This window comes from Mesorhizobium sp. LCM 4576, assembly GCF_001854815.1.
In the GTDB taxonomy this organism is placed as follows: Bacteria; Pseudomonadota; Alphaproteobacteria; order Rhizobiales; family Rhizobiaceae; genus Mesorhizobium; species Mesorhizobium plurifarium.
On sequence record NZ_MDDT01000013.1, the window covers coordinates 1 to 24,413 of the forward strand.

The following is a 24,413-nucleotide window of genomic DNA, read 5'->3' on the forward strand; positions in this document are numbered from 1 at the left end:
CCGGCATCCATGTCATCTGCGACAAGCCGCTGGCGACCTCGCTGGCCGAGGCGAAGAAGCTGGCGGCGCTGGTCGAGAAGACCGGCAAGGTGTTCGTGCTGACCCACAACTACACCGCCTATCCGATGATCCGGCAGGCGCGCGAGATGGTGGCCAAGGGCATGCTCGGTGACATCCGCATCGTGCAGTCGGAATATCCGCAGGACTGGYTGACCGAAGACCTCGCCGCCACCGGCCAGAAGCAGGCCTCCTGGCGTTCCGATCCCAAGCAGGCCGGCGCCGGCGGCGCGCTGGGCGACATAGGCACRCATGCCTACAACCTCGCCCGCTTCGTGTCCGGGCTGGAACTGGATTCCTTGTCGGCGGATCTCGACGCCTTCGTGCCGGGCCGCCAGCTCGACGACAATGTCAACGTCATGCTGCGCTTCAAGCCGGTTGGCAACAAGCATCCGGCCAAGGGCATGATCTGGGCAAGCCAGGTGGCGCCCGGTCATGAGAACGGGCTGAAGCTGCGCATCTACGGCTCCAAGGGCGGGCTGGAATGGGTGCAGGCCGACCCGAACTACCTCTGGTACACGCCGTTCGGCCAGCCGAAGCAACTGCTCACGCGAGCCGGCGCCGGCGCGATGCCGGTGGCCGCGCGCGTCAGCCGCGTGCCGTCCGGCCATCCTGAGGGCTATCTCGAAGGCTTTGCCAACATCTACCAGGAGGCCGCCCGCGCCATCCGTGCCGCGCGCCGGAAGGGCGGCAAGCCGGCCAAGGATGTGATCTTCCCGACGATCGCGGACGGCGTTGAAGGGATGGCCTTCATCGAGGCTTGCGTGAAATCGTCGAAGAAGAACGGGGCCTGGACGAAGCTTTAGGGGTGACGGCTGCGTCGTCTAAGGAAGCCTCCCTCACCCGGATTGCCAGCCGAATTGCAAACGCAATTCGGGGCAATCCGACCTCTCCCCGAGGGGAGAGGAGGGGGCCGGCGCCGACCTCTTCTCCCCTCGGGGAGAAGGTGGCCGCGAAGCGGTCGGATGAGGGGGAGTGTGGCGTAGCTGGCGCAGGAGTTGGCCAGCCGTCAGAGGGGAGGGGTGTCGATGAAAATCGGCATGTGCATGTTCTTGTGGACGACCAGTGTCTCGAAGAAGCACGAGGCGCTGCTGAGGGACATCAAGGCGACCGGCTTCGACGGCGTCGAGATACCGGTCTTCGTCGGGGCGCCCGACGATTATAAAAAACTCGGTGAGATGCTCGACCGCATCGGCCTGGAGCGCACCGCGGTCTCGGCCATGGGCGATCCGGCGATGAACCTGATCTCGCCGGATGYCGCGACCCGTAAGGCCGGYATCGACTACATGAAATGGGCGATCGACTGCAGCGCGGCGCTCGGCGCGAAGACGCTCAGCGGTCCGCTGCATTCGACGCTCGGCGCCTTCTCCGGCAGCGGGCCGACTTCCGCCGAAAAAAAGCGCTCGGTCGCCTCGCAGCGCRCCATCGGCGACCATGCCGGCAAGAAAGGCGTGACCATCGGGCTGGAAGCGCTCAACCGCTTCGAATGCTACCTGGTCAACACCATGGCCGACCTGTGCGAGCATATCGACGCGATCGACCGGCCGCACATCAAGGCGATGTACGACACGTTCCACGCCAATATCGAGGAGGCCGACCCGATCGGCGCCTATACGAAGCATCGTCGCAATGTCGTCCATATCCATATTTCGGAAAACGATCGCGGCGTGCCGGGGCGCGGCAACATCCCGTGGAAGGAGACTTTCGCGGCGATCCGCAAAAGCGGCTATGACGATTGGCTGACCATCGAGGCGTTCGGCCGCTCGCTGAAGGATCTGGCGGCGGCGACCAAGGTGTGGAGGGATTTCGCCGAGAGCCCGGAGGCGGTTTATCGCGAGGGGTATCGGCATATTAGGAACGGGTGGAAAAGAGCTGCGTAAGCGACTCTCTCTTCGTCATCCACGGGCGGAGCGGGAGCGAAGCGGACGCGGAGACCCGAGGATCCATTCCGTGACGTCGACGCTCCGCAACGATGCAGAGTTCTGCACCGCTGCACTCTACGGCTTAGGTAACGGCATGGATCCTCGGGTCTGCGCGCGTCGCTCCGCTCCTTGCTCCGCCCGTGGATGACGAAGGCGCGAAACTACCCCCGCTCGGCCTGCAACCTATTATAGTCATGCAGCGTGCGGCTGAGCCTGCGGCGCAGGAAGTTCGAGATGTTGTCGAAGATGAAGACGACGAGCAGCGTCAAAAGCACCATGTAGAAGACGTTTGCCCAGTTCGAGTTGGTGCGCATCGCTTCCCATAGTTTCAACCCGATACCGCCGGCGCCGACGGCGCCGATGATGGTCGCGCCGCGGGTGTTCGATTCCCATTGGTAGAGCGTCTGGYTGATGAAGACCGGCACCACTTCCGGCAGCACGCCGTAGCGCTGCACCAAAATGCCGTTGGCGCCGGTCGACAGCACGCCCTCGCGCGGCTTGTCGTCGATGTTCTCCAGCGCCTCGGAATAGGTTTTGCCCAATGTGCCGATCTCGGTGAAGAAGATCGCGGCGCTGCCGGCCAGCGGTCCGGGGCCGAAGGCGCGGGTGAAGAACAGCGCCCAGATCAGCATGTCGACCGAGCGCATGAAGTCGAAGAAGCGCTTCAGCACCTGGCTCARCATGCCGCTCGGCGTGATGTTGCGGGYGGCGAAGAAGGCAAGCRGGAAGGCGACGATGCCGCCGAGCAGCGTGCCGAGGAACGCCATGACGATGGTCTGCAGCAGTTTCGTCCAGACGTCGCCGTGCTGCCATTGGGCGTTGTTCCAGATATTGTCGGCGGCCAGAGCGAGGTTCGACGTGCCGGGCTTGAGCTCAGGCCCGGAGACGATCAACGAGATGACTTCGCTATAGGGTTTGCCGAAGAAGGGCGAGCGCGTATCGAAGACGAAATTCGCCCAACCGAGAAAGCGTTTTCGCACCTTGACGCGGTCGACGGTGACGCGCACCTCGCCGGCAAAACCCATTTTGGYGACGATCTCGTCGTCATGGACGGTCACCCAGCCGGGCACCGGGCCGGTCACGACCGGCTTGCCCCCGGTCAGCGATATCGGCACGGTCACGCCGTTGGCCGTGATCGTCGCCCGGGTCTTGTCGAAGGTTACAGATTTGGCGCTGCCGTCAATCTGGACGGTGTAGGTGCCGTCGGGGTTCTTGATCACCCAATCGGGATTGGGGTTTTCGCCGAGCGCCGAGAAGCGCGGATATTTCGGCGTGATCTCGGGCTGGTCGAGCCGGAACTCCGGCTGCAGGTCGTAGCTGATCCATTGCGACAGGAAAAGCGGCAGGCGCTCCCAGTGCGACTCGCGCAGCACCTGCGGCAGACTGAAGAACCACAGGGCATAGGCAAGATAGAGCACCGTGCCCGCTATCATCAGCAGCGGCCAGAAGCGCTTGTAGGCCGGCCGCTGGAAGATCTGCGGGTGGCGGTCTTCGATAGCCTTGACTTGATCGGCGGTCATCGCAGGCATGTCTTACCCTTTGGTCCTGACCATGATCTTGTCCGAAAACCGGCGTCCACTTTTCGGGATCATGGTCACGCGCTCATCAGAAAGGCCTGCTCGCCGACGAGCTTGCGGCGCAACCAGGCGGAGAACTGGTCGACGAGGAAGATGGTGGTGAAGAGCAGGAGCACCAGCGCCAGCGTCTTGGCGCCGAAGCCGCGTGAGATGGCAAGCTTCAGCTCTTCGCCGATGYCGCCGCCGCCGACCGCGCCCATGACGGTCGAGATGCGTACGTTGATCTCGATCCGAAGCAAAGTGTAGGACATGAAGTTGGGCAGCACCTGCGGCAGGYCGGCGAAGCGCACGCGCTCGAACCAGTTGGCGCCGACCGCGCGCAGGCCCTCTTCCGGGCGCATATCGATGTTCTCGTTGATCTCGTAGAACAGCTTGCCCAAAGCCCCGATCGAATGCAGGCCGATAGCGATGATGGCCGCGACAGGGCCGATCGAGACGATGGCCGCGAACAGGCCGGCAATGACGATCTCGGGGAAGGCGCGCAGCAGTTCCATGAAGCGCTTGACGACGAGCCGCAGGATCGGACTCGGCGTCAGGTTGCGCGCGGCGATGAAGGAGAAGGGAACAGCGAAGACGAAGCCGATGAAAGTCGAGACCAGCGCCACGTTCACCGTGGTCAGCATCAGCTCGAAATATTCGGGGATGTAGAAGCCGCCCCAGACATAGACGCGGCCGAGCGGGAAGTTGAATTCCTGCGTGCCCTTGTCGTTGGGCGAGGCGATGTCGAACAGCGCCCGCCAGACGTCGTTCCAGTCCTTCGGGACCAGCCAGCTGAGGAAATCGAGGATATGCGGCAGCCGGTCGAAGAAGTGACCGGCATTGGCTTCGTCGGCGAACCACATGGTCGCGAACATGGCGACAAGCAGCAGGCCGACACCAAGCGCGGTGTAGAAGCGGCGCAGCGAGGTCTGGYGCCGCCAGGCTTCGGCCTGCTGGCGGGTGGCGTCGGAATGAAGGGTCGCTGATGTCATGATCTGGACATGCAAAAAGGGCGGCGTTTCGAACGCCGCCCTTTTTCCTGATGCCTTTAGCCGCCGATAGCGGCTTTGCGGGCTTCGACGATGACGTTGTAGAAGTCAGGCTTCACTGGGACATAGCCGGTGAAATCGCCGCCCTCGACGCCTTCGAAGCAGGCTTTGTCCTTCGCCGGCAGGGCGGTGAAGAAAGCGGTCAGCTTGGCGGTCATGTCGTCGCCCAGCGCGGTGCGCACCACCAGCGGGCCGTTGGGGATCAGGCCCGAGCGCCACACTTCGACGAAGTCGTTCGGGTCGACGGCGCCCTTGGCGACTTCCTTGTGGAAGGTGCCGGAGGTGTAGCCGTTCTTGAAGTCGCCGATGCCCGAGGAGTCGTCCACCGCCACGTCGACCTTGCCGTCGCGCACGGCCAGCACGTTGTTCTCGTGGCCGCCGTTGAACTGGGTCGAAGCAAAATAGGTGTCGTTCGCGACGCCGGTGTCCTTCGGAATCTGCGTCAGCGGGATCAGATAGCCCGAGGTCGAGTCCGGATCGGCATAGCCGAGCTTCTTGCCTTTGGCCGACTTGATGTCGGTGATGCCGGAGGACTTCAGCGCCAGGCCGATCGAATAGTAGCCGGTCGAGCCGTCGGTCTGCTTGGTGGTGAGGATCGGGGTGACGGCGTTCGGGTCCTTGAGGTAGACGCTGGCATAGCCGGACGCGCCGAGCTCTGCGAAGTCGAGCGTGCCGCCGARCAGGCCCTGGATGACGCCGTCATAGTCGGCGGCCGGGAACAGCGACACCTTCTCGAAGCCGAATTCCGACTTCAGGTGGTCGGCGAGGCACTGGTAGTTGCGCAGGCGGTCGGTCTCGTTCTCGCCGCCGAGGATGCCGACGCGGAATTCCTTGATGTCGGCTGCGTGCGCGGCGCTTGTCGCCATGGCGAGCAGCGAAACCGCCCCAAAAACCATCTTCCTGAACATTTCGATCTCTCTCCTGTTGTTCCGGCTGCGCGCCGGCGGCGTTCTGATTTTTCAAGTCTTGCCGTTGACGCTGGCGGGCGATCCGGGTTGCTCGGCTGAAATCCACGGTTTGCCCAGACCGCTGCGGCCGGGGCGGCGGCGTCAGTAGCCAGGGAAGGCTGGTTCGAGCGGTCCGGCGGATGCGGTGATCTTCGGCTTGATGGTCACGCTGGTCGACGTGATGGCCTCGGAGATCTCGGCGCCGCTGGCATCGGCGCCATAGACGGTGCGCACGGCGTCGCGGTCGAGATCCTGGGGGGCGCCRTCGAAGACGACCTTRYCGGCGGCCATGCCGATGATGCGGTTGCAATAGGCGCGCGCGGTGTCCAGCGTGTGCAGGTTGGTGACGACGGTGATGCCTTCGCGCAGGTTGATGTCACGCAGCGAATCCATCACCACCTTGGCGTTGAGCGGGTCGAGCGAGGCGATCGGCTCGTCGGCCAGAAGCACCTTGGGYTGCTGCATCATGGCACGGGCGATCGCGACACGCTGCTGCTGGCCGCCGGACAGCGTGCCGGCCGGCTRYAGCGYGGTGCGGGCGATGTCGAGGCGCTCGAGCGCGGCCACCGCCTCGGCGCATTCGGTGCGCGTGAACATGCCGAGCAGATTGGAAACCGTGGAGCGATGATTGAGGCGGCCGAGCAGGACGTTGGTCAAGACGTCGAGACGCGGCACAAGGTTGAACTGCTGGAAGATCATGGCGCAGTCGCGCTGCCAGCGGCGCAGCGGCGAGCCCTGCAGGCTGGAGACCTCGGCGCCGTCAAAAAAAATCGACCCTTGGCTGGGATCGATGAGACGGTTGATCATGCGCAGCAATGTCGACTTGCCGGCGCCGGAACGGCCGATGATGCCGACCATCTGACCGCGCGGGATCGAGATGTTGATGTCGCTGACAGCGGTGTTCTTGCCAAATCGTCGGGTTACGCCGCGGATTTCCAGCGTGGCCGATGATGCCGACATAGCAAAGCTCCGGTACGTCGCGGTTTCGAAGGTCCGTTAACCTTCGCTAGCGCAGGCGGATGAAGCTGGGGTGTCGGATTGATGTCAGTTTTGTTACGAGTCACAGGCTTGGCGCGGAATGCTGGTCTGTGTCGCTGATCGGCGTCAACCAAGCACCAGCAATTCCTCGAAATGCTTCATGTCCTTGAAACTGCAGAAGGCCGGGGGCCTGAGCTCGATCACCGGAGCCTCGCGCTCGAGGAAGGACAGGTAGTCATCGAACAGGTCCTGCCATGCCGCGGCCCGCTCGTCGGCGAGACGGCGGATCTGGTAGGCGAAGGTGATGTGGAAGACATAGGTGTCGTGGTCCGGATGGCGGTAGCCGAACGGCACTGACAGTGCGTCGCGCCAGGCCTTCAGGATCTGCCGATCGTCCTCGGTGGCGCCGGCGACGGTGAGGCCGGTCGGCACGACTTCGACAGTCTTGACCTTGAAGGGGCCGTGGCCTTCGAAGCCTTGCAGACGTTCGAGATAGAGGCGGGTCATGTCGTCGATACCGGTGTCGAGCGGCACGTCCGAAGGCCAGTAGGGAAGGCGGCGCCGGTATTCGATGATGCCCTGGAACAGCGTCATATGCAGGCTGGAGATCGGGGTGAAGGCGAGGCGATCGGCATCCGGCATGGCCAGCATGCGCTCGCGCACCTCGACAATGGCAGCTTGCGAAGGCGAGCTTTCGACCAGATGGCAGACGAYGGTGTTGCCGGGTTCGAGGAGGAAGTTGCCGGCTGTGTCGTAACGGGTGCCGAGATGGGTGGGCGGCGTCGGATTGGTGCCTTCGAAAAATCCGGCGAGCGAGGGTTTGACTGTGTCGAGCATGGCGATCTCCTTGGGGGAAACGCCTCCTGTCCGAGTCATGTGTCAAGGGTATGAACCCCGCGCATCCCTACAGCATGCGGTGCATCACGAACGCGTCGACATAGCCTAGCCGCGGATGGTCGAATGCTTGCGGAATCGTGCCGACAATGTCGAAGCCGAGCCGCTGCCACAGCTTCACCGCGCGCTCGTTGCTGCTGATGACGAAGTTGARCTGCATGGCGCGGAAGCCGAGTTCGGCGGCCCTTTGCAAGGAATGCTCGCACATCGCGGTAGCAATGCCGCGCCCGCTCGAAGTCGTTGACGTGACATAGCCGCAATTGGCGACATGCGCGCCGCCGCCGCGCTGGTTGGCCTGGAGATAGTAGCAGCCAATCACATCGCCGGCTTCCTCGGCCACGAACACGTCGTGGYCATTGGAAAACCAGTAATCCAGTGCCTGGTCGCGGTTCCAGTCTCGGGGCAGCGCATAAGTTTCACCGGCTCGCAGGACAGGTTCGAGAATGGACCAGATCGCATCTGTATCGGCCGGTGTGGCGGGACGAATGGTCGGCACGATCAGGGTTCTCGCGCGAGATCGAAACGGATCAGAACCAGATAGCGGCAAGGATACTGCCAAGAAAGACCAGAACCACAAAAGCGGTCACAAGCGCCGGCTCCGCGGCGGTGGTCAGCCGGGCGGGGATGTCCTTTCGCAAGGGCTGCATGAACCCCTCAAACATCCCTTACTTTAGCATGCGCGCATGTTCGTGGACACACGCAAAAATGCGGACGCCCGGCTGATCAGCCGCCGTATTTTTCCAGGAACGCCTCGGCTTCCAGCTCGCGGAAATCGTCGAGCGCGGCGCGAAGCCTTGCGTGGTCCCAATCCCACCATGCAAGCGCCTGGTAGCGTTCGGCGGTGCGGCGGTCGAAACGCTCGCGGATCGGTTTTGCCGGCACGCCRCCGACGATGGTGTAGGGCGCGACGTCCTTTGACACCACGGCGCCCGCGCCGACGGCCGCGCCATCGCCGACGGTCACACCGGRCAGGATGGTCGAGCCATGGCCGAGCCAGGTGTCGTGGCCGATGGTGACGCGCTTGGCGCGACGCTCAGCGAAAAACGCGCTTTCATGCTCGGCGTCGTCCCAATAGTCGGACGCGCGGTAGGTGAAGTGATGCAGCGTCGGCCGCCAGGTCGGGTGGTTGGTGGCGTTGAGGCGAACGCTGGCCGCGATGTTGGAGAACTTGCCGACGGTCGCGCACCAGACGGCGCAGTCCTGCATCATGTAGGAATAGTCGCCGAGCTCGCATTCGGCGACGCGGCTGCGCTCGGCGATCTCGGTCCAGCGGCCGAGCGTCGAGTTTTCGACCTGCGCCGTCGGGTGGACCAGCGGCGCCTCCGAAAGTTTCTTGCTCATGCGGCAATCTTCCCTGYGGCGAAGGCGGTGACGTCGATGACACGATCAGCCACCGCGTCRCGCACGTCGAGATCATGGAAGATGYCGAGGAGCGCAACACCCGCCGCCTTCTTGGCCGCGATGAGCTCGACAACGACATCGCGGTTCTTCGCATCGAGCGACGCGGTCGGCTCGTCGAGTAAAAGGATCGGGTGCTCGGTGATGAAGCCGCGCGCGATGTTGACGCGCTGCTGCTCGCCGCCAGAGAAGGTCGCCGGCGGCAGCGCCCAGAGCTTTTCGGGCAGGTTGAGCTGCGCGAGCAAGGAGCGAGCCTTAGCCCGCGCGGTCTCGCGATCTTCGCCACGCTCGACCAACGGTTCGGCGACGACGTCGAGCGCGGGGACGCGCGGCACGGTGCGCAGGAACTGGCTGACATAGCCGATGGTGTGCCGGCGCACGGACAGCACGGTGCGCGGGCTGGCGGAGGCGAGGTCGATCAAGCCGCCGCCATGCTGGACGATGATCTGGCCTTCATCGACGGCGTAGTTGCCGTAGAGCATTTTCAGGATCGAGCTCTTTCCGGCACCGGACGGACCGCCGAGCACAGCGCATTCGCCGGCGCGGATCGAGAAGGAGACACCCGTCACCACCGGCAGCGTGACACCGTCGCGCAGATGCATGGTGAAGCTTTTGGCGACATCGGAAACGACAAGCGGAGTGGCCATGATTAGAGTCCTTTGTTTTGCCGCATGGTCTGGTCCGAAAACCGGCTTCCACTTTTCGCTGGCGCGGACCTTTGGTTCGGGACCATRCCGCTAGACCTGCAAAATCGAAGAAACGAGAAGCTGCGTGTAAGGTGCGCGCGGATCGTCGAGCACGCGGTCGGTGAGACCGTTTTCGACGACGCGGCCGTCCTTCATCACCATCATGCGCTGTGACAGAAGCCGCGCCACGGCGAGGTCGTGGGTGACGACGATCGCCGCCAGCCCGAGATCGGTGACCAGACCGCGCAACAGGTCGAGCAGGCGGGCCTGCACCGAGACGTCGAGGCCGCCGGTCGGCTCGTCCATGAACACCAGACGCGGTCCGGTCACAAGGTTGCGAGCAATCTGCAGGCGCTGTCGCATGCCGCCGGAAAAGGCGCGCGGCTCGTCGTCGATACGGTCCTCGTCGATCTCGACGCGCGACAGCCAGTCGACGGCGGTGGCGCGGATCCTGCCATAGTGGCGGTCGCCGACCGCCATCAGCCTTTCGCCGACATTGGCGCCGGCCGACACCGTCATGCGCAGCCCGTCGGCCGGGTTCTGGTGGACGAAGCCCCAGTCGGTGCGCATCAGGAAGCGGCGCTCGGCCTCGCTCATGCGGTAGAGCTCGCGCCACTGGCCGTCGCGCATGCGGTAGCTCGCGGTGCCGGAAGAAGGCAGCAGCCGGGTCGACAGGCAGTTGAGCAGCGTCGTCTTGCCGGAGCCGGACTCGCCGACCACCGCCAGCACCTCGCCCGGCCAGAGATCGAAGCTGACGTTCTCGCAGCCGACGCGCGAGCCGTAGAATTTGGAGAGCGCCGAGACGCGCAGCAGCGGTTCGTCAGTCATTCGGCCTCCTTACCCTCCCCCTTGTGGGGAGGGTCGGCGCGCAGCRCCGGGGTGGGGGTTGAAGAAAGAGAAGCTTGGCCGTTCCCCCCACCCGCGCCTTCGGCGCGACCTCCCCACGAGGGGGAGGTAGGGGCCTCGCGCCGTTTCTCGCAATGGCCGGTGTCCGAGCAGACGAACATGTGGCCGCCATGGTCGTCGAGGATGACCTCGTCGAGATAGACATTCTCGGCGCCGCACAGCGCGCAAGGCTGATCGAAGGTCTGCACCTCGAAAGGATGGTCCTCGAAGTCGAGGCTGACGACGTCGGTGAAGGGCGGCACCGCGTAGATGCGCTTCTCGCGGCCGGCGCCGAACAATTGCAAAGCCGGCGAGCGGTGCATCTTCGGATTGTCGAATTTCGGCGTCGGCGAGGGGTCCATCACATAGCGGCCCTCGATCTTGACCGGATAGGCGTAGGTGGTGGCGATGCGGCCGTGCTTGGCGATGTCCTCGTAGAGCTTCACATGCATGAGGCCGTATTCCTCGAGAGCATGCATCTTTCGCGTCTCGGTCTCGCGCGGCTCGAGGAAGCGCAGCGGCTCGGGGATCGGCACCTGGAAGACCAGCACCTGGCCCGCCGTCAACGGATGCTCGGGGATACGGTGACGGGTCTGGATGATGGTCGCCGTCGCGGTTTCGGTGGTGACGGCGACATGAGCGACCTTCTTGAAGAAGGCGCGGATCGAGACGGCGTTGGTGGTGTCGTCGGCGCCCTGGTCAATGACTTTCAGCACGTCGTCCGGGCCGATGATCGAGGCGGTGACCTGGACRCCGCCGGTGCCCCAGCCATAAGGCATCGGCATCTCGCGCGAGGCGAAAGGCACCTGGTAGCCGGGAATGGCGATGCCCTTCAGGATGGCGCGGCGGATCATCCTTTTGGTCTGCTCGTCGAGATAGGCGAAGTTGTAGGTGGCGATGTCGGTCATGGCGATCACGCTGGCTCTGTGGTATGATTTTGGCGCTCGAGACGCGGGAGAAGAGCCCGATGGACTCCACCGGTTGGATGCATCTTGGCGTGCTTTTGCTGGTGTTCGCTGGCATCGCAGCTTTCGCGCTTCGGAAGATGTTCCTCCCGGCGCCAAAGGAGCCTCCACACGGCGAAACCGTTGCCGGCACCAGTGGCTCCGGCGCGGGCGGCGGCTCGTTCGATGGCGGCGGCGGACATTCCGGTAGCGGGCACTGAATTCATTCCGCCGCCTCCCGCTTTTCCTCGGCGGTGGCCTTGTCCTCGTTTTCCCGTGCTTCGTATTCGGCGCGCATGCGGCGGACCAGGCCGAGCTCGGCCTGGAAGTCGACATAATGCGGCAGCTTCAGGTGCTCGACGAAGCCGGTCGCCTGGACATTGTCGGAATGCGAAATGACAAACTCCTCGTCCTGCGCGGCGGCAACGACGTCTTCGCCGAGCTCGCCGGCGCGCAGCGCCCGGTCACACAGCGCCATCGCCATCGCCTTGCGCTCGCTCTGGCCGAAGACCAAGCCGTAGCCGCGCGTGAACTGCGGCGGCGCCTTGGCCGAGCCCTTGAACTGGTTGACCATCTGACATTCGGTGACGCGGATCGAGCCCAGCGGCACGGCGAAGGGCAGCTCCGGCACGTCCARCTCCAGCTCGACCTCGCCGATGCGCACCTCGCCGACAAAGGGATGGTTGCGGGCATAGCCGCGCTGCGTCGAATAGCCGAGCGCCAGCAGAAAACCCTCGTCGCCGCGCGACAGCGCCTGCAGGCGGATGTCGCGCGCCATCGGGAATTGCAGCGGCTCGCGCGTGATGTCGCCCGGCACATGGTCGAGCGGCATCTCGCCATCGGCCTCGATCAGCCCTTCATGGGCGAGGATCGCGGAGACGCGCGGCATGGCTTCGGCCTCGACCGGACGCTGCGCAGGGGCCTCGACCTCGGCGCCGGCGGCAAGCTCGGGATCGAGCAGGCGGTGGGTGTAGTCGAATGTCGGGCCGAGCACCTGGCCGCCGGGCAGGTCCTTGTAGGTGGCGGAGATACGACGCTCGACCTGCATGGCGCCGGTGTCGACCGGATTGGTGTAGCCGAAGCGCGGCAGCGTGGTGCGGTAGGCGCGCACCAGGAAGATCGCCTCGATCATGTCGCCGCGCGCCTGGACGACGGCGAGAGCCGCGAGCTCGCGATCATAGAGCGAGCCTTCGCTCATCACCCGGTCGACGCCGAGCGCCAGCTGCTCGACGATCTGGTCGAGGCGCAGCGCTGGCACCGAACGGTCGCCGCGGCGGCGGTCGGCAAGCAGGCGGTGCGCGTTGGCAATGGCGGCTTCGCCGCCTTTCACCGCGACATACATGTCATGCCTCCATCGTCTTGATGCGGGTGGTGCGCGGCAGGCAGGCGAGGCTGCCCGGCGCCGCCAGGATGATGTCGACGCCGCGCGGGAAACGCTGGTTGTTCTGCTTCCACTGCTCGACGAAATGGCGCGGCATGCCCGGAGGCGCGATCATCGACGTCTTTTCGATGCCGGGTCCTTCGAGCAGCAGCGACGGGCCCGAGGCAAGGTCGTCGACCAGGAGGATCAGTGTCGTCGAGCGGTCGGGATATTCCTGCGTGCCTTGCGCAAAACCGTCGAGCGCCGCCATCTCCTTCGGATTGGCGATCAACGCGAAATGCGCGTYGGCCGGCGTGTTGGCCAATGGCGCGCCGGTGTGGAAGCCGAGCCAGGCCTTGACCGGGGCTTCCGCCTGCAGCGGCGGATCGAGCCACACCGGCGTGTCGTTGTCGCAGAGCGAGAGCGCCACGGCGCCGGCCGTCGCCGACAACGGCGCCGGCGGATGGGCGAGTTGCGGCAGGTCCTGGACGGTGCCCGGTCGCGCCATCGCGTCCATGATGGCGCGGAACACGGCCTGGGCGTTGAAGACCGGGTCGGCGAAGCCGCCGTCGATCGATTGCGTGGCGATATTCATCAGTCCTCTCCGCGCACCATGGTGAAGAAATCCACTTTCGTTGCCGCCGTCTCGACGCGCCGGGYCTCGCGCGCCGCGTCGAGCGCCGCGCGCAAGGGTGCGGCGAGCTTCGTCTCGACCGTTTCGCGATGGGCCGGGTCCTGCCAGAGCGCGTCGGCGATCGCCGCGAGCCTGGCCTTGCCCTTGTCGCGACCGAGCGCATAGGAATGGCCGATCTGGCCGGAGGGCAGCCGCACCGTGGCGCGGGTGACCGTCGCCTCGCCGACATTGAACGGCGCGCCGCCGCCGCCGATCCGTCCGCGCACGGTCACCAGCCCGGTTTCGGGGCCGCGCAAAAGCTCGGCCTCGGAAGGCAGGCCCGCTTCGTTCCAGAGACGGGCGATCTCATCGGCTTCGGCGTGCGCCAGCGTCGCCATCAAGGCTTTTCGCCCCGCCAGCTCGCGCGCTTCCTGTCCTCGCATGGCATCGCTCCTTGCATGCATAAATTTGTCTATTGATATAGACAACTATACAAATTATACCTACCTCGTAACGGGAGTCCATGACGGGTGGATGACAGCCCGGGAAAAATGCTTGGGGCGATGATGGCTGGACTGGCGAACAGCATCGAAAGGCGTAACGGCGTGTCGCTGTGGCGGCAGATCGCCGACAAGATATTGCAGGGGATCGCAAGTGGCGACTTCGCCGAGAATGCGGCGCTGCCGCCTGAAGTCGCGCTGGCCGAGCGCTACGGCGTCAATCGCCATACGGTGCGCAGCGCCATTGCGGCCCTTGTGCAGGAAGGCGTGCTGAGGGCCGAGCAGGGGCGCGGCACCTTCGTCCTGTCGCGCAAGCGGCTGTCCTATCCGATCGGCGCGCGCACGCGCTTCTCGACGGGGCTGCAGGGGCAGACGAGCGAGCGGCATATCGCGCTCTTGTCGTCATCCACCGAGCCTGCCAGCCGGCGCATTGCCGAGGCGCTGGGCATCGCCAAGGGTGCGGCCGTCATTTGCCTGGAGACGCGCGGCGAGGCCGACGGTCATCCGGTGTCGCGGGCGACGACCTGGTTCGATGCCAAGCGCTTCGCAGGCATCGAGGACGCGATGGCCAAGACGGGGTCGATCACCGCCTCGCTCAAGCGTTTCGGCATCAACGATTATCTGCGGCATTCAACCGTGCTGTCGGCGCGCCACGCCGACGCCGACGACCTTGCAGYGCTCGATCTGCAGCCCGGCGCCATCGTGCTGGTGACGGTCGCCGTCAACGTGACGCTCGACGGTGAGCCGATCCAGTTCGCGGAGTCGCGCTTTCCGGCAGAGCGGGTGGAGTTGAGGTTGGCCGCTGGCGATTAGGTTTTCAGGGGCGCAGCTCCGTCGGGACGATCCTGGACGGCGGCTCGGAGACGAGCAACAGGCGCCGCGTTCCCGCCCACCCCCCTCTGGCCTGCCGGCCATCTCCCCCGCAAGGGGGGAGATCGGCAGTTGCGCCGCCGGCGCTTTTCATCCTGCGACGTTGGCGATTGGCGAAAGCGGACGCGACGTCCAATCTCCCCCCTTGCGGGGGAGATGTCCGGCAGGACAGAGGGGGTGCTGTCCCGCCGGCATTTCCGCGCTAAGGAACCGGCGCCTCACCCCACCTCGATCACCGCCTTTATCAGCCCCGACTTCTCATGCGTCCATCGCGCCAGGTCGCGCGGCGTTCCGGCGAGCGTGGTGCGGTGGGTGACGAGCTTGTTCAACGGCACGGCGCCGTTGCGGATCGAGGCCGCGACATGCTCGAAATCGGCCTTCAGGGCATTGCGGCTGCCAATCAGCGTCATCTCGCGCTTGTGGAACTCGGGGTCGGAGAAGGCGATGTCGTCCTTGACGACGCTGACCAGCACCAGCGTGCCGCCATGCGCGACATGGGCGAAGGCCGACTGCACCGATTGCGTGTTGCCGGTCGCGTCGAAGACGAGGTCGAACCCTTCGCCGCCGGTCGCCTGCCGCACCAGTTCGTCGGCTGTCGCCTTCGAGGTGTCGAGCGCGGCAAAGCCAAGCTCCTTTTCGGCGAAGCCGAGGCGCTCGCCGCTCATGTCGAGCAGGCTGACGTCGAGCCCCGCGATGCGGGCGAAGATCGCCGTGCCGAGACCGATCGGGCCGGCGCCGATGACCAGCGTGCGCTGGCCGGGCGCGCCCAATGAGCGGCGCACGGCGTGCGCGCCGATCGCCAGGAATTCCACCGCAGCGGCATCGGACAGCGAGAGGCCGTTCGCGGGATAAAGGTTCTGGGCCGGCACCAGGATTTCGTCGCACATGGCGCCGTCGCGGTGGACGCCGAGCACCTCGATCTTCACGCAACAATTCGGCTTGCGGTGCCGGCAGGCGATGCATTTGCCGCATGAAATATAGGGGTTGATGATGACCGGCTCGCCGACCRCAAGATCGACGCCATCCCCCTTATCGACGATGGTGCCCGAAACCTCATGGCCCATGATGCGCGGATAGGCCAGGAAAGGGTGCTTGCCTTCGAAGATGTGATAGTCGGTGCCGCAGATGCCGACATGGCTGACAGCGACACGCGCCCAGCCGGGCGGAGGCGCCCCCGGGTCGGCGCGGTCTTCGAGGACAAGCTCGCCGGGCGAGCGGCAGACGACGGCTTTCATGGCAGATCCAGTGTTCAAAAAGGAGCGCCGGCCTCGGCATGCGGGGYCGGCGCGGAGTTTCAGGGAGGAGTCATTTGCCCCGGCGGCGCAGGCCGTCGAAGTAGACGATGACAATGATCAGCAGGCCGGTGATGACGCGCTGCCAGAAGGTGTTGACGTTGAGCAGGTTGGCGCCGTTGTTGATCGTCGACAGGATGAAGGAGCCGATCAGCGGTCCATGCACGGAGCCGATGGCGCCGAACAGCGAGGTGCCGCCGAAGACCGACGAGGCGATGGCCTGCAGCTCATAGGTGTCGCCCTGTGTCGGGTTGCCGATGCCGATGCGCGAGGCCAAGAGCACGCCGACGAAGGCGGCCAGCAGGCCGGACAGGATATAGGCCATGAAGATGGTGCGCGGCACGTTGACGCCCGACAAGCGGGCGGCCTCGGCGTTGGAGCCGACCGAGAACAGGTAGCGGCCCCAGCGCGTGTGGTGCAGGAAGATGTAGGACGGGATGGCGACCAGGATCACCATCCAGAACAGATAGGGGATGCCGAACAACGAACCACGAGAGAATGCCTGGAACGGGTCGCTGTTGATCGAGATCGAATTGCCGTTGGTCATCAGAAGGCCGATGCCGCGCAGCGAGGTCATGGTGGCCAGGGTGATGATGAAGGGCGGCAGGCCCATCTTGACGATGCCGAAACCATGGAACAGGCCGATGGYGACGCCGACCAGCAAGGTCGCCAGCACCGCCGCCCAGATCGGCCAGCCGGCATTGATCAAAAGCGCGACGACCACCGTGGTGAAGCCGACCACCGCGCCGACCGACAGGTCGATGCCGCCGGTGATGATGACGAAGGTCTGGCCGACGGCCAAGATGGCGATCAACGAGCCCTGGCGCAGAAGATTGGTGATGTTGAGCGCCGTGGCGAAGGACGGCGTGGCGACAGCCAGCACGATCCACATCAGCAGAAGAAGGCCAAGCAGGGTCAGGCCGAAGAGCGCGTTGAAATTGCGCTTGGATTTTTCGGCGGGGATCGCCTCGATGCTCATTTTTGTCCTCCCGACTTTTCTTGTTTCTYGGCCAGTGCCTGTCCCAGAATGTCCTCGTGGCTCGCGGTGCGGAAACCATGCGTGGCGACCAGCTTGCCGCGCCGGAACACATGCAGCGTGTCGGMAAGCTCGTAGACTTCCGRCAGATAGGATGAGATCAGGATGATGCCGGCGCCCTTGGCCAGCAGCGTCGAGAACAGCCGGTAGATCTCGGCCTTGGTGCCGACATCGACGCCCACCRTCGGCTCGTCGAAGATGAACAGCTTGGCACCATGCGCCAGCCATTTGCCGATGACGATCTTCTGCTGGTTGCCGCCGGACAGGCTGGAGGCGAGCGCGCTGCGCGTCGGCGTCTTGATGCGCAGGTCGGCGATCTGGCGGTCGGCCTCAGCTTTTTCCTTGGCGCCCGAGATCAGCGCGTTGCTGGAAATGCGCTTGTAGATCGGCAGGTTGAGGTTCATGCCGACCGACAAATTGAGGCACAGGCCCTGGTCGCGGCGGCTTTCTGGGGCCAGCGCCATGCCGAGCCTTATCGCGTCGTGCTCGGAATTGACCTGGACCTCCTTGCCCTCCCACAGGATCTGGCCGGCCGATTTCCTGTGGCGGCCGTAGAGCGTGGTGACGAACTCGCTGCGGCCGGCGCCGATCAGGCCGTAGAGGCCGACGATCTCGCYGGCGCGGACGGTCACGGAGACATTCTCGAAGCCTTTGCCGGAGAGGTTCTTCGTCTCGACGATCGTCGCGCCGGGGGTGAAATGCTCCTTGTGGTAGATCTGCTCGATCGAGCGGTTGATCATCAGCTTGACCAGTTCGGCCTCGTCGGTCTCGGCGATGTCGCGGGTGCCGACCAAAGTGCCGTCGCGCAGCACGGAGACGCGGTCGGCAAGCTCGAACACCTCCTCCATGCGATGGCTGATGTAGATGATGGTGACGCCTTCGCCCTTCAGCCTGCGGATCAGCTTGAAGAGCTGGTCGGCCTCCTTGCGGGTGAGGTAGGCGGTCGGTTCGTCGAAGATCAGGAACTTCGTGCCGCGCACGGTAGCCCGAGCTGYGGCGATCAGCTGCTGCTGRCCGATGGTAAGGTCGCCGAGCACGACATGGGCCGGCAGATCGAAGCCCAGCCCGTCGATGATCTTCTGCGCGTCCTTGACCATGGCGCGCTGCTGCAGAAGGCCGAAGCGGGACTCCTCCTCGCCGAGGAACATGTTGGCGGCGACGGTGAGGTGGCGGCACAGCACCACCTCCTGGTGGACGGCGTTGATGYCGAGCGCCATCGCTTCGTGCGGGGTCGCCAGAGCCGTTGGCTTGCCTTCCCAGATGACCTCGCCCGAGGTGCGCGGCATGACGCCGGTGAGCAGTTTGATGAGGGTCGACTTGCCRGCGCCGTTCTCGCCGACGATGGCGTGGATCTCGCCCGCCTTGAAGGCGAGATGCACGGGCTTCAGCGCGTGCGTGCCGGGATAGCGCTTTTCCAGGCCGTTGAGCTCGAGGATCGTCCTGCCCGGGGCCAATGTGGGGGCCGGGTGCAGTTCCTGCGCCGTCGACGTCATGGCAATCCTCCCAGATTGGTCTCAACCGTTGGGTATGCAGCGATGCATCTGACGCGCATCTTGGAGTCAAAAGCTAGATCAGGCCGGCGGATTTCCAAATTGCCTGATGGATGTTTCCGGGGCGCGAGGCCCCGGAAACGAGTGTGACGACGCTGCTCAGTTGAGCTTCGGGTTGAGCAGCGCGTCGATCTTGGGTTCTTTCATGTTGGCCTTCGTGACGAGGTTGGCGCCGGTGTCGACATTGGCTTCGACCTTCTCGCCCTTCGAGGCGGCCCAGGCGGTCTTGATGCCGTCATAGCCCATCCGGTACGGGTCCTGGACGACGAGGCCGGAGATGACGCCGTCGTTGAGGAACTTGATCAGCTTTTCGTCGCTGTCGAAGCCGATCAGCGCCACCTTGCCGCCGAGATTGTTCTCGGYGATCGCCTGGCCGACGCCTTGCGCCATGATCAGGTTGGAGGCGAAGATGCCCTTGAGGTCCGGGTTGGCGGTGATCAGGTCGGTCGCGATGTTGAGGCCGGTGGTGGCCTGGCCGTCGGCATATTTGTCGGCGACCAACTCGAGGCCCGGATACTTGGCCTTGATCTGTTCGATGAAGCCCTGCTTGCGCTGCTCCAGCGAACCGGCGCCGGGAAGCGCGGTGATCAGAGCGACCTTGCCTTCGACCTTGCCGCCATTGGCAGCGCCGATCGCGGCGGCGAGACCGTCAGCCGCCACGCGGCCGCCCTGGACGTTGTCTGTGGTGAGGAAGGAGGTGAAGGCCTTGGAGTCGGCGCCGGAGTCGATGCCGATGACCTTGACCTTCGAGGCCGCCTCGTCGATCGGCTTGCCGAGCGCCTTGAACTCTGTCGGCGAGATGACGATGGCCGCCGGGTTGCTGGCGACGGCGTTTTCGAGGATCGAGATCTGGCCGTTGACGTCGGTTTCGGCCTGGGCGCCGAGCTCCGGCACGTTGATGCCGAGGTCCTTGCCCGCCTTGCGGGCGCCGGCCAGAACGATCTGCCAGTAGAAGGAGGTGGTGTCCTTGACGATGATCGGAATGGTCACGTCGGCCGCCGAGGCGGGCGCGGAATGCAGCGCGCCGGCGAGCATCGACGCGGCGGCCAAGGCCACGAAAGCACGGCGGTTGAGAAGGCTGGTCACGAATTTCATTAGGTTCCTCCCTAAAGTCGCCTGGTGAAGGTTTCGGAAGCTCCATCTGGATAGGYGCGGCCCAAACAGAACTTTATCAATAAAAAACAGATACCGTTTTTTGATAATGCATCGCCATGGCCGATGCAAGCGGTGTCTGGTGCCGTTTGTGTGATGCCGGATCAGCTTTGTCCGGCTCCGCCAGCTCCTCCCTGGCGGCACATGGGCGCTTCCGTTCCTCCTTTGTCGATATGGAACGATAATTTCACATTACTGTCAATATGGAATATTCATTCCATCTTAAGGTCGCGCAATCGTGAAGGCAGGCTTCCTTGCTGCCCGTAGCGTTGCTGCCGGGATAATGGCCCGAGGTTAAAGCGTCGCGCCGAGATGCCAGGGCACGAATTCGTTGTCGCCKTAGCCGAACGCCTCGCTCTTGGTCTTGCGGCCGGACGCCGTCTCGATGATCAGCTCGAAAATCTCGCGGCCCATGCCGGGAATCGTCTTCTCGCCCGAGGCGATGACGCCGCAATTTACGTCCATGTCCTCTTCCATCTGGTGATACATGGTCGAGTTGGTGGCGACCTTGATCGACGGCGTCGGCCGGCAGCCGAAGCAGGAACCGCGGCCGGTGGTGAAGACGATGACGTTGGCGCCGCCGGCCACCTGGCCGGTGGCCGAGACCGGGTCGTAGCCGGGCGTGTCCATGAACACCAGGCCGCTGCCCGAAACCTTCTCGGCATAGCCGAAGACGCCGTTGAGTGGCGTCTGGCCGCCCTTGGYGACCGCGCCCAGCGATTTCTCGAGGATCGTGGTCAGGCCGCCGCGCTTATTGCCGGGCGAGGGATTGTTGTCGATCGAGGCGCCGTGCTTGGCGGTGTGGTCCTCCCACCATTTCACGAAGCCGTCGAGCTTGGCGGCGATCTCGGGCGAGGCGGCGCGGTAGGCGAGYAGGTGCTCGGCGCCGTAGATCTCGGTCGTCTCCGACAGGATGCCGATGCCGCCGACGCCGGCCAGGATGTCGACAGCGGCGCCCAATGCCGGGTTGGCGGTGATGCCGGACATGCCGTCCGAGCCGCCGCATTGCAGGCCGACGACGATCTCGCTGACCGGGATGGGCTCGCGCTTGAGGTGGCCGACTTCCTCGGCGATCTCGGTGAGCACGCCCATCGCCTTCTCGACCGATTTGCGCGAGCCGCCGGCCTCCTGGATGTTGAAATGGCGTTTTCCGGCAGCGACGCCCTTCTGGCCGTAGAGGGTGAGCTGGTTGACCTCGCAACCCAGCCCGACCATCATCACGCCGCCGAAATTCGGATGGCGCGCATAGCCCGCAAGCGTGCGGTGCAGAACCATCATGCCGTCACCCGTGCCGCTCATGCCGCAGCCCTGGCCATGGACGATCGGCACGAAGCCGTCGATGCCGGGATATTTCGGCAGAATCCTGCGATTGGCCTCGTCGGCGATGGCGTGGCAGACGGTGGCCGAACAATTGACGCTGGCGATGATGCCGATGAAGTTGCGCGTGCCGGCGCGCCCGTCGGYGCGGCGGTAGCCCATGAAGGTGCGCTTGCGGTCGGCCTCGGTGGCGTGCTCGGCCTCGCTTGGCGGCACCACCGGCAGGCGGCCGCTCTCGAACACCAGATTGTGCGAGTGAACATGCTCGCCAGGCGCGATGTCTTGCGTGGCGCGGCCGATCGCCTGCGCGTATTTCACCACCGCTTCGCCCGCGGCGATAGGCCTGATCGCCACCTTGTGGCCGGGCTCGATCACGGCAGTCGCGGCGGCGCCGCCCGGCAATGGCGTGCCGATTTCGATGCGCCCGTTGGCGACGGCGACATTATCGGAGGGGGAGAGAAGGATGGTGTTTGCGACGGTCACGGGCGGCTGTCCTGGGTGATCCTGGGAATGCGGGCGGATTGACTTGCGCCCRTTTAAAGGTAATGTCTTTTATCGGGAAAAAACATTTTTGCGTCAATTGTTTTTTCGCTGCAGGTGGCGCGCGTCCTATAGATGCCCGAGCCTGCCCGTTGGCAAGCCGGCGAAAAACGTTCCGCTTTTCGGAGGCTTGCGCTAGGAGACCGATCATATCGCGCTTCCGGCCAGCCGCCGCAAGCGTTGGGGGATACGGGGCATGTCGAAGAGCAACAACGTCTACAAGGACGCTTTCAACCGCTGTCTGCGGCTGCTCGACGAAACCAAGAGCCTGCCTTCGGAACCGGAGCTCGGCACGCTGCTCGGCGTCAGCCGCACCACGGTGCGCAGCATTCTTTCGCGCATGGAAGAAACCGGGCTGATCGCCTGGAACAAGCGCAGCAAGACGGTGCTCAGGGCGCCACGGCCGGAGGATTTCTTCCCCGAGGAGGAGACCGATTCGCTGGCCGAGATCATCGAGCGCTCCTTCATGCGGCGCCTGCTGGCTGAGGGCGCCGAGGCCGGCATGCAGATCAACGAACTGGAGCTGGCGCGCGAGATCGGCGTCGGCACCACCAGCGTGCGCGAGTTCCTGATCCGCTTCTCGCGCTTCGGGCTGATCGAGAAGCGGCGCAACAGCCACTGGGTGCTGAAGGGGTTCACGCGCGCCTTCGCGCTGGAACTGACCGAAATCCGCGAGATGTTCGAGCTGCGCTCGGCAGCGGCTTTCGCCGCGCTGCCGGAGGATAGCGCGGTGTGGGCCGATCTCGACCGGCTGGAGGTCGAGCATCGCCAGCTCGCCAGCGAGATCGCCACGCGCTTCAACGAATTCTCCGAGCTCGACGAGCGCTTCCACCGGCTGATCCACCGCGCCTCGCACAACCGCTTCATCGTCGACTTCTACGATGTGATCGCGATGATCTTCCACTACCACTACCAATGGAACAAGGCCGAGGAGCGCCAGCGCAACGAAGTCGCCGTGCAGGAGCATCTTGCCTATATCGCGGCGCTGAAATCGCGCGATCCCGGCAAGGTTGACGCCGCCTGCCGCAAGCATTTGAAGTCGGCGCGCCAGACGCTGCTGAGCTCGATTCCCGAAGGACGGCAGGCGCAGCCCGCCTAGGGTCTGTTGAGATTCAGGTCAGGCCGGCATCACCTGAATCTCAACAGACCCACAAGAACAGACGCGTCGTGCCGTGTTGCCGCAGCGCGGTTTTGCCGATTTTCCGGCCGCATCGTCCATGTTAGGGTCCATCAAGTTTCCGGGAGAGGCTTGGCGTTGGATATAGGGCTGAAACGATGGAGCATGCCGGCCGCGTTCGTCGCGGCGCTGCTTCTGTTGCTTCAGTCCTCTCTCGGCGCTTTCGCCTTCGGCGCGCCGTCGCAGCTCGACGCCTTCGGCAACGTCATCTGCACGCATGAAGGGGCCGTAAAACCACCCGGTGGGGATTCCCACCAGCAGCACATGCCGGCCTGCTGCTCGCTCGGCTGCAGCATGGTTTCGCCGGCGCATCTGCCGCCGCCGGAAGCGAGTGCGCTTCATGGGGCGACGGCGTTCGAGACCGTCGCTTTTGTGGTCCCGGCCTTCCAGCATCTCGACTTCGCCCGTGATCGCTCTCCGGCCAATCCGCGCGCGCCGCCGGCAATGGTCTGATCCGCGGAACCTTCCGCGAGCCTATTCATCCAAAGATCAGACTGTCGCGGCCGCAAAGCGGCGCGATCCTCATATTCATGGAGCAACCATGTCCAATCTTCTTTCCATGGCGCAAGCCTTCGCCTTTCGCGGCGCGCCGCCCTTCCACCTCCAGCATCGCGTCGGCCTCGCCGTGCTCACCCTGCTTTTGCTCGTCGCCTGCATTCCCGCCGCCCTCGCGCATGAGTTCAAGGTCGGCGATCTCGAGATCGAGCACCCCTGGTCGCGGGCGACGCCGCCCGGCGCCAAGGTGGCAGGCGGCTATTTCACTGTGACCAACAAGGGCAGCGCGCCCGACCGGCTGCTGTCGATTTCCTCCGACATCTCCGACAAGGCCGAACTGCATGAGATGGGCATCAAGGACGGCGTCATGACCATGCGGCCGGTCGAGGGTGGGCTGGAGATCCCGGYCGGCGGCAAGGTCGCGCTGAAGCCCGGTRCCTATCACCTGATGTTCGTCGGCCTGAAGCGACAGCCGAAGCAGGGCGAGAAGTTCCCGGCGACGCTGACCTTCGAGAAGGCCGGTAGCGTCAAGGTCGAGTTTGTCGTCGAAGGCATGGGCGAGACGGGCAGTAGCGATATGGACATGGACCACGCCGAGTAATCCGCCTGTTCGAAATCAGAGGGACAATTCATGAAGAAATATCTTTTGGCGGCGGGCGTGCTTTGCGCGTTCGGGACCAATGCCGCGCTCGCCCACATCACGCTCGAAACGCAGGAAGCGGCTGTCGGCTCGACCTACAAGGCGGTCTTTCGCGTGCCGCATGGCTGCGAGGGCAAGGCGACGACCGCGGTGCGCGTGCAGATTCCTGAAGGCGTGATTTCAGTGAAGCCGATGCCCAAGCCCGGCTGGACRCTGCAGACCAAGAAGGRCAAGTACGAGAAATCCTACCAGCTCTATGGCGAAACGCTGACCACCGGCGTCAAGGAAGTGGATTGGAGCGGCGGCAATTTGCCTGACGAGTTCTATGACGWGTTCGTGTTCCGCGCCTCGCTGGCGGCCGATCTGCCGGCCGGCCAGATGCTCTATTTCCCGGTGGTGCAGGAATGCGGCGACGCGACCGATCGCTGGATTGAGATCCCGGCGGYCGGCCAGGGCGAGGACGCCTTGGAAACTCCGGCGCCCGGCATCAAATTGCTGCCGAAGAAATGATCTTTCGTTGGCGCRCTCCATCAGGGCGCGCCACCATTTCCTGTT

General features: G+C 64.5%; 26 protein-coding genes. 8 read left to right on the plus strand and 18 right to left on the minus strand.

Translation table 11 applies throughout. The features are described from left to right. Both LCM4576_RS06515 and LCM4576_RS06520 read left to right on the plus strand, forming a co-directional pair. Positions 1–863, plus strand: an 863-nt coding sequence (locus tag LCM4576_RS06515; protein WP_071031138.1) for a Gfo/Idh/MocA family protein, incomplete at its 5' end; no start/stop codon positions are given. A gap of 222 nt (positions 864–1,085) precedes the next feature. Continuing rightward, a complete protein-coding gene (locus tag LCM4576_RS06520; protein WP_071031140.1) occupies positions 1,086–1,937 on the plus strand; it encodes a sugar phosphate isomerase/epimerase in 852 nt (283 codons plus the stop codon). A 203-nt stretch (positions 1,938–2,140) separates the two neighbouring features. Here LCM4576_RS06520 and phnE (LCM4576_RS06525) read toward each other — a convergent pair whose 3' ends face one another. The 10 genes from phnE (LCM4576_RS06525) to LCM4576_RS06570 all read right to left on the minus strand — a co-directional run bounded on the left by phnE (LCM4576_RS06525) (position 2,141) and on the right by LCM4576_RS06570 (position 11,280). After that, positions 2,141–3,508: a phosphonate ABC transporter, permease protein PhnE gene (gene phnE, locus LCM4576_RS06525; protein WP_071031142.1), complete on the minus strand. Its 1,368-nt coding sequence runs from the start codon at positions 3,506–3,508 to the stop codon at positions 2,141–2,143. 65 nt (positions 3,509–3,573) lie between these two features. After that, positions 3,574–4,527, minus strand: coding sequence for a phosphonate ABC transporter, permease protein PhnE (phnE, locus tag LCM4576_RS06530; RefSeq protein ID WP_071031245.1), 954 nt, complete (start codon positions 4,525–4,527; stop codon positions 3,574–3,576). Positions 4,528–4,583: 56 nt separating this feature from the next. Further along, positions 4,584–5,492 (minus strand): phosphonate ABC transporter substrate-binding protein, encoded by a 909-nt coding sequence (gene phnD / locus LCM4576_RS06535; RefSeq protein ID WP_071031144.1) that lies wholly within the window; start codon positions 5,490–5,492, stop codon positions 4,584–4,586. A gap of 141 nt (positions 5,493–5,633) precedes the next feature. Next, positions 5,634–6,491, minus strand: a complete 858-nt coding sequence (gene phnC, locus LCM4576_RS06540) for a phosphonate ABC transporter ATP-binding protein (protein WP_071031146.1) — start codon at positions 6,489–6,491, stop codon at positions 5,634–5,636. A gap of 144 nt (positions 6,492–6,635) precedes the next feature. Continuing rightward, a complete protein-coding gene (locus LCM4576_RS06545) occupies positions 6,636–7,346 on the minus strand; it encodes a DUF1868 domain-containing protein (RefSeq protein WP_071031148.1) in 711 nt (236 codons plus the stop codon). A gap of 67 nt (positions 7,347–7,413) precedes the next feature. Then, positions 7,414–7,899, minus strand: coding sequence for a GNAT family N-acetyltransferase (locus tag LCM4576_RS06550; RefSeq protein WP_083361339.1), 486 nt, complete (start codon positions 7,897–7,899; stop codon positions 7,414–7,416). Between the two features lie 227 nt (positions 7,900–8,126). Further along, entirely contained in the window at positions 8,127–8,744 is a 618-nt protein-coding gene (locus tag LCM4576_RS06555) for a DapH/DapD/GlmU-related protein (RefSeq protein ID WP_071031150.1), read from the minus strand. Next, a complete protein-coding gene (gene phnL / locus LCM4576_RS06560) occupies positions 8,741–9,448 on the minus strand; it encodes a phosphonate C-P lyase system protein PhnL (protein ID WP_071031152.1) in 708 nt (235 codons plus the stop codon). The genes LCM4576_RS06555 and phnL overlap by 4 nt, the downstream gene beginning before the upstream one ends. 90 nt (positions 9,449–9,538) lie before the next feature. Next, the gene (gene phnK, locus LCM4576_RS06565) at positions 9,539–10,315 is read right to left on the minus strand and encodes a phosphonate C-P lyase system protein PhnK (RefSeq protein ID WP_071031154.1); all 777 of its coding nucleotides are present in this window, start codon (positions 10,313–10,315) and stop codon (positions 9,539–9,541) included. Next, positions 10,312–11,280, minus strand: a complete 969-nt coding sequence (locus tag LCM4576_RS06570; RefSeq protein ID WP_244510679.1) for an alpha-D-ribose 1-methylphosphonate 5-phosphate C-P-lyase PhnJ — start codon at positions 11,278–11,280, stop codon at positions 10,312–10,314. The genes phnK and LCM4576_RS06570 overlap by 4 nt, the downstream gene beginning before the upstream one ends. A 59-nt stretch (positions 11,281–11,339) precedes the next feature. On the opposite strand from LCM4576_RS06570, the gene LCM4576_RS06575 reads away from it, so the two are divergent. Next, positions 11,340–11,537, plus strand: a complete 198-nt coding sequence (locus LCM4576_RS06575; protein ID WP_071071634.1) for a hypothetical protein — start codon at positions 11,340–11,342, stop codon at positions 11,535–11,537. A gap of 2 nt (positions 11,538–11,539) precedes the next feature. On the opposite strand, the gene LCM4576_RS06580 is transcribed toward LCM4576_RS06575, so the two are convergent. The 3 genes from LCM4576_RS06580 to phnG are packed head-to-tail and all read right to left on the minus strand — an operon-like array spanning position 11,540 to position 13,732. After that, entirely contained in the window at positions 11,540–12,658 is a 1,119-nt protein-coding gene (locus LCM4576_RS06580; protein WP_071031156.1) for a carbon-phosphorus lyase complex subunit PhnI, read from the minus strand. A gap of 1 nt (position 12,659) precedes the next feature. After that, on the minus strand, positions 12,660–13,271 hold the full coding sequence (gene phnH, locus LCM4576_RS06585; RefSeq protein WP_071031158.1) for a phosphonate C-P lyase system protein PhnH: 612 nt from the start codon (positions 13,269–13,271) through the stop codon (positions 12,660–12,662). Then, positions 13,271–13,732 carry a phosphonate C-P lyase system protein PhnG gene (phnG, locus tag LCM4576_RS06590; protein ID WP_071031249.1) on the minus strand — a complete coding sequence of 154 codons (462 nt, stop codon included), beginning with the start codon at positions 13,730–13,732 and terminating at the stop codon, positions 13,271–13,273. Before phnG ends, phnH begins: the two co-directional genes overlap by 1 nt. Before the next feature lie 123 nt (positions 13,733–13,855). Between phnG and phnF the strand changes: the two genes are divergently transcribed. Further along, entirely contained in the window at positions 13,856–14,602 is a 747-nt protein-coding gene (phnF, locus tag LCM4576_RS06595; RefSeq protein ID WP_407067364.1) for a phosphonate metabolism transcriptional regulator PhnF, read from the plus strand. Positions 14,603–14,877: 275 nt separating this feature from the next. On the opposite strand, the gene LCM4576_RS06600 is transcribed toward phnF, so the two are convergent. From LCM4576_RS06600 to LCM4576_RS06620, 5 genes are all read right to left on the minus strand, one after another. Continuing rightward, positions 14,878–15,894: a zinc-binding alcohol dehydrogenase family protein gene (locus tag LCM4576_RS06600; protein WP_071031160.1), complete on the minus strand. Its 1,017-nt coding sequence runs from the start codon at positions 15,892–15,894 to the stop codon at positions 14,878–14,880. Between the two features lie 70 nt (positions 15,895–15,964). Next, positions 15,965–16,930 carry an ABC transporter permease gene (locus LCM4576_RS06605; protein ID WP_071031162.1) on the minus strand — a complete coding sequence of 322 codons (966 nt, stop codon included), beginning with the start codon at positions 16,928–16,930 and terminating at the stop codon, positions 15,965–15,967. Continuing rightward, positions 16,927–18,480: a sugar ABC transporter ATP-binding protein gene (locus LCM4576_RS06610; RefSeq protein WP_071031163.1), complete on the minus strand. Its 1,554-nt coding sequence runs from the start codon at positions 18,478–18,480 to the stop codon at positions 16,927–16,929. Before LCM4576_RS06610 ends, LCM4576_RS06605 begins: the two co-directional genes overlap by 4 nt. Positions 18,481–18,636: 156 nt before the next feature. Further along, complete coding sequence (locus LCM4576_RS06615) at positions 18,637–19,632, minus strand: ABC transporter substrate-binding protein (RefSeq protein ID WP_071031165.1); 996 nt, start codon at positions 19,630–19,632, stop codon at positions 18,637–18,639. A gap of 351 nt (positions 19,633–19,983) precedes the next feature. Further along, positions 19,984–21,489, minus strand: coding sequence for a UxaA family hydrolase (locus LCM4576_RS06620; protein ID WP_071031167.1), 1,506 nt, complete (start codon positions 21,487–21,489; stop codon positions 19,984–19,986). Between the two features lie 253 nt (positions 21,490–21,742). On the opposite strand from LCM4576_RS06620, the gene LCM4576_RS06625 reads away from it, so the two are divergent. The 4 genes from LCM4576_RS06625 to LCM4576_RS06640 all read left to right on the plus strand — a co-directional run bounded on the left by LCM4576_RS06625 (position 21,743) and on the right by LCM4576_RS06640 (position 24,368). Then, positions 21,743–22,645, plus strand: coding sequence for a GntR family transcriptional regulator (locus LCM4576_RS06625; protein ID WP_040987365.1), 903 nt, complete (start codon positions 21,743–21,745; stop codon positions 22,643–22,645). 183 nt (positions 22,646–22,828) lie between these two features. Continuing rightward, complete coding sequence (locus LCM4576_RS06630) at positions 22,829–23,176, plus strand: DUF2946 family protein (protein WP_071031169.1); 348 nt, start codon at positions 22,829–22,831, stop codon at positions 23,174–23,176. Between the two features lie 88 nt (positions 23,177–23,264). Then, complete coding sequence (locus LCM4576_RS06635) at positions 23,265–23,819, plus strand: copper chaperone PCu(A)C (RefSeq protein WP_071031171.1); 555 nt, start codon at positions 23,265–23,267, stop codon at positions 23,817–23,819. Positions 23,820–23,849: 30 nt separating this feature from the next. After that, positions 23,850–24,368: a YcnI family protein gene (locus LCM4576_RS06640; RefSeq protein ID WP_071031173.1), complete on the plus strand. Its 519-nt coding sequence runs from the start codon at positions 23,850–23,852 to the stop codon at positions 24,366–24,368. Positions 24,369–24,413 lie beyond the last annotated feature (45 nt).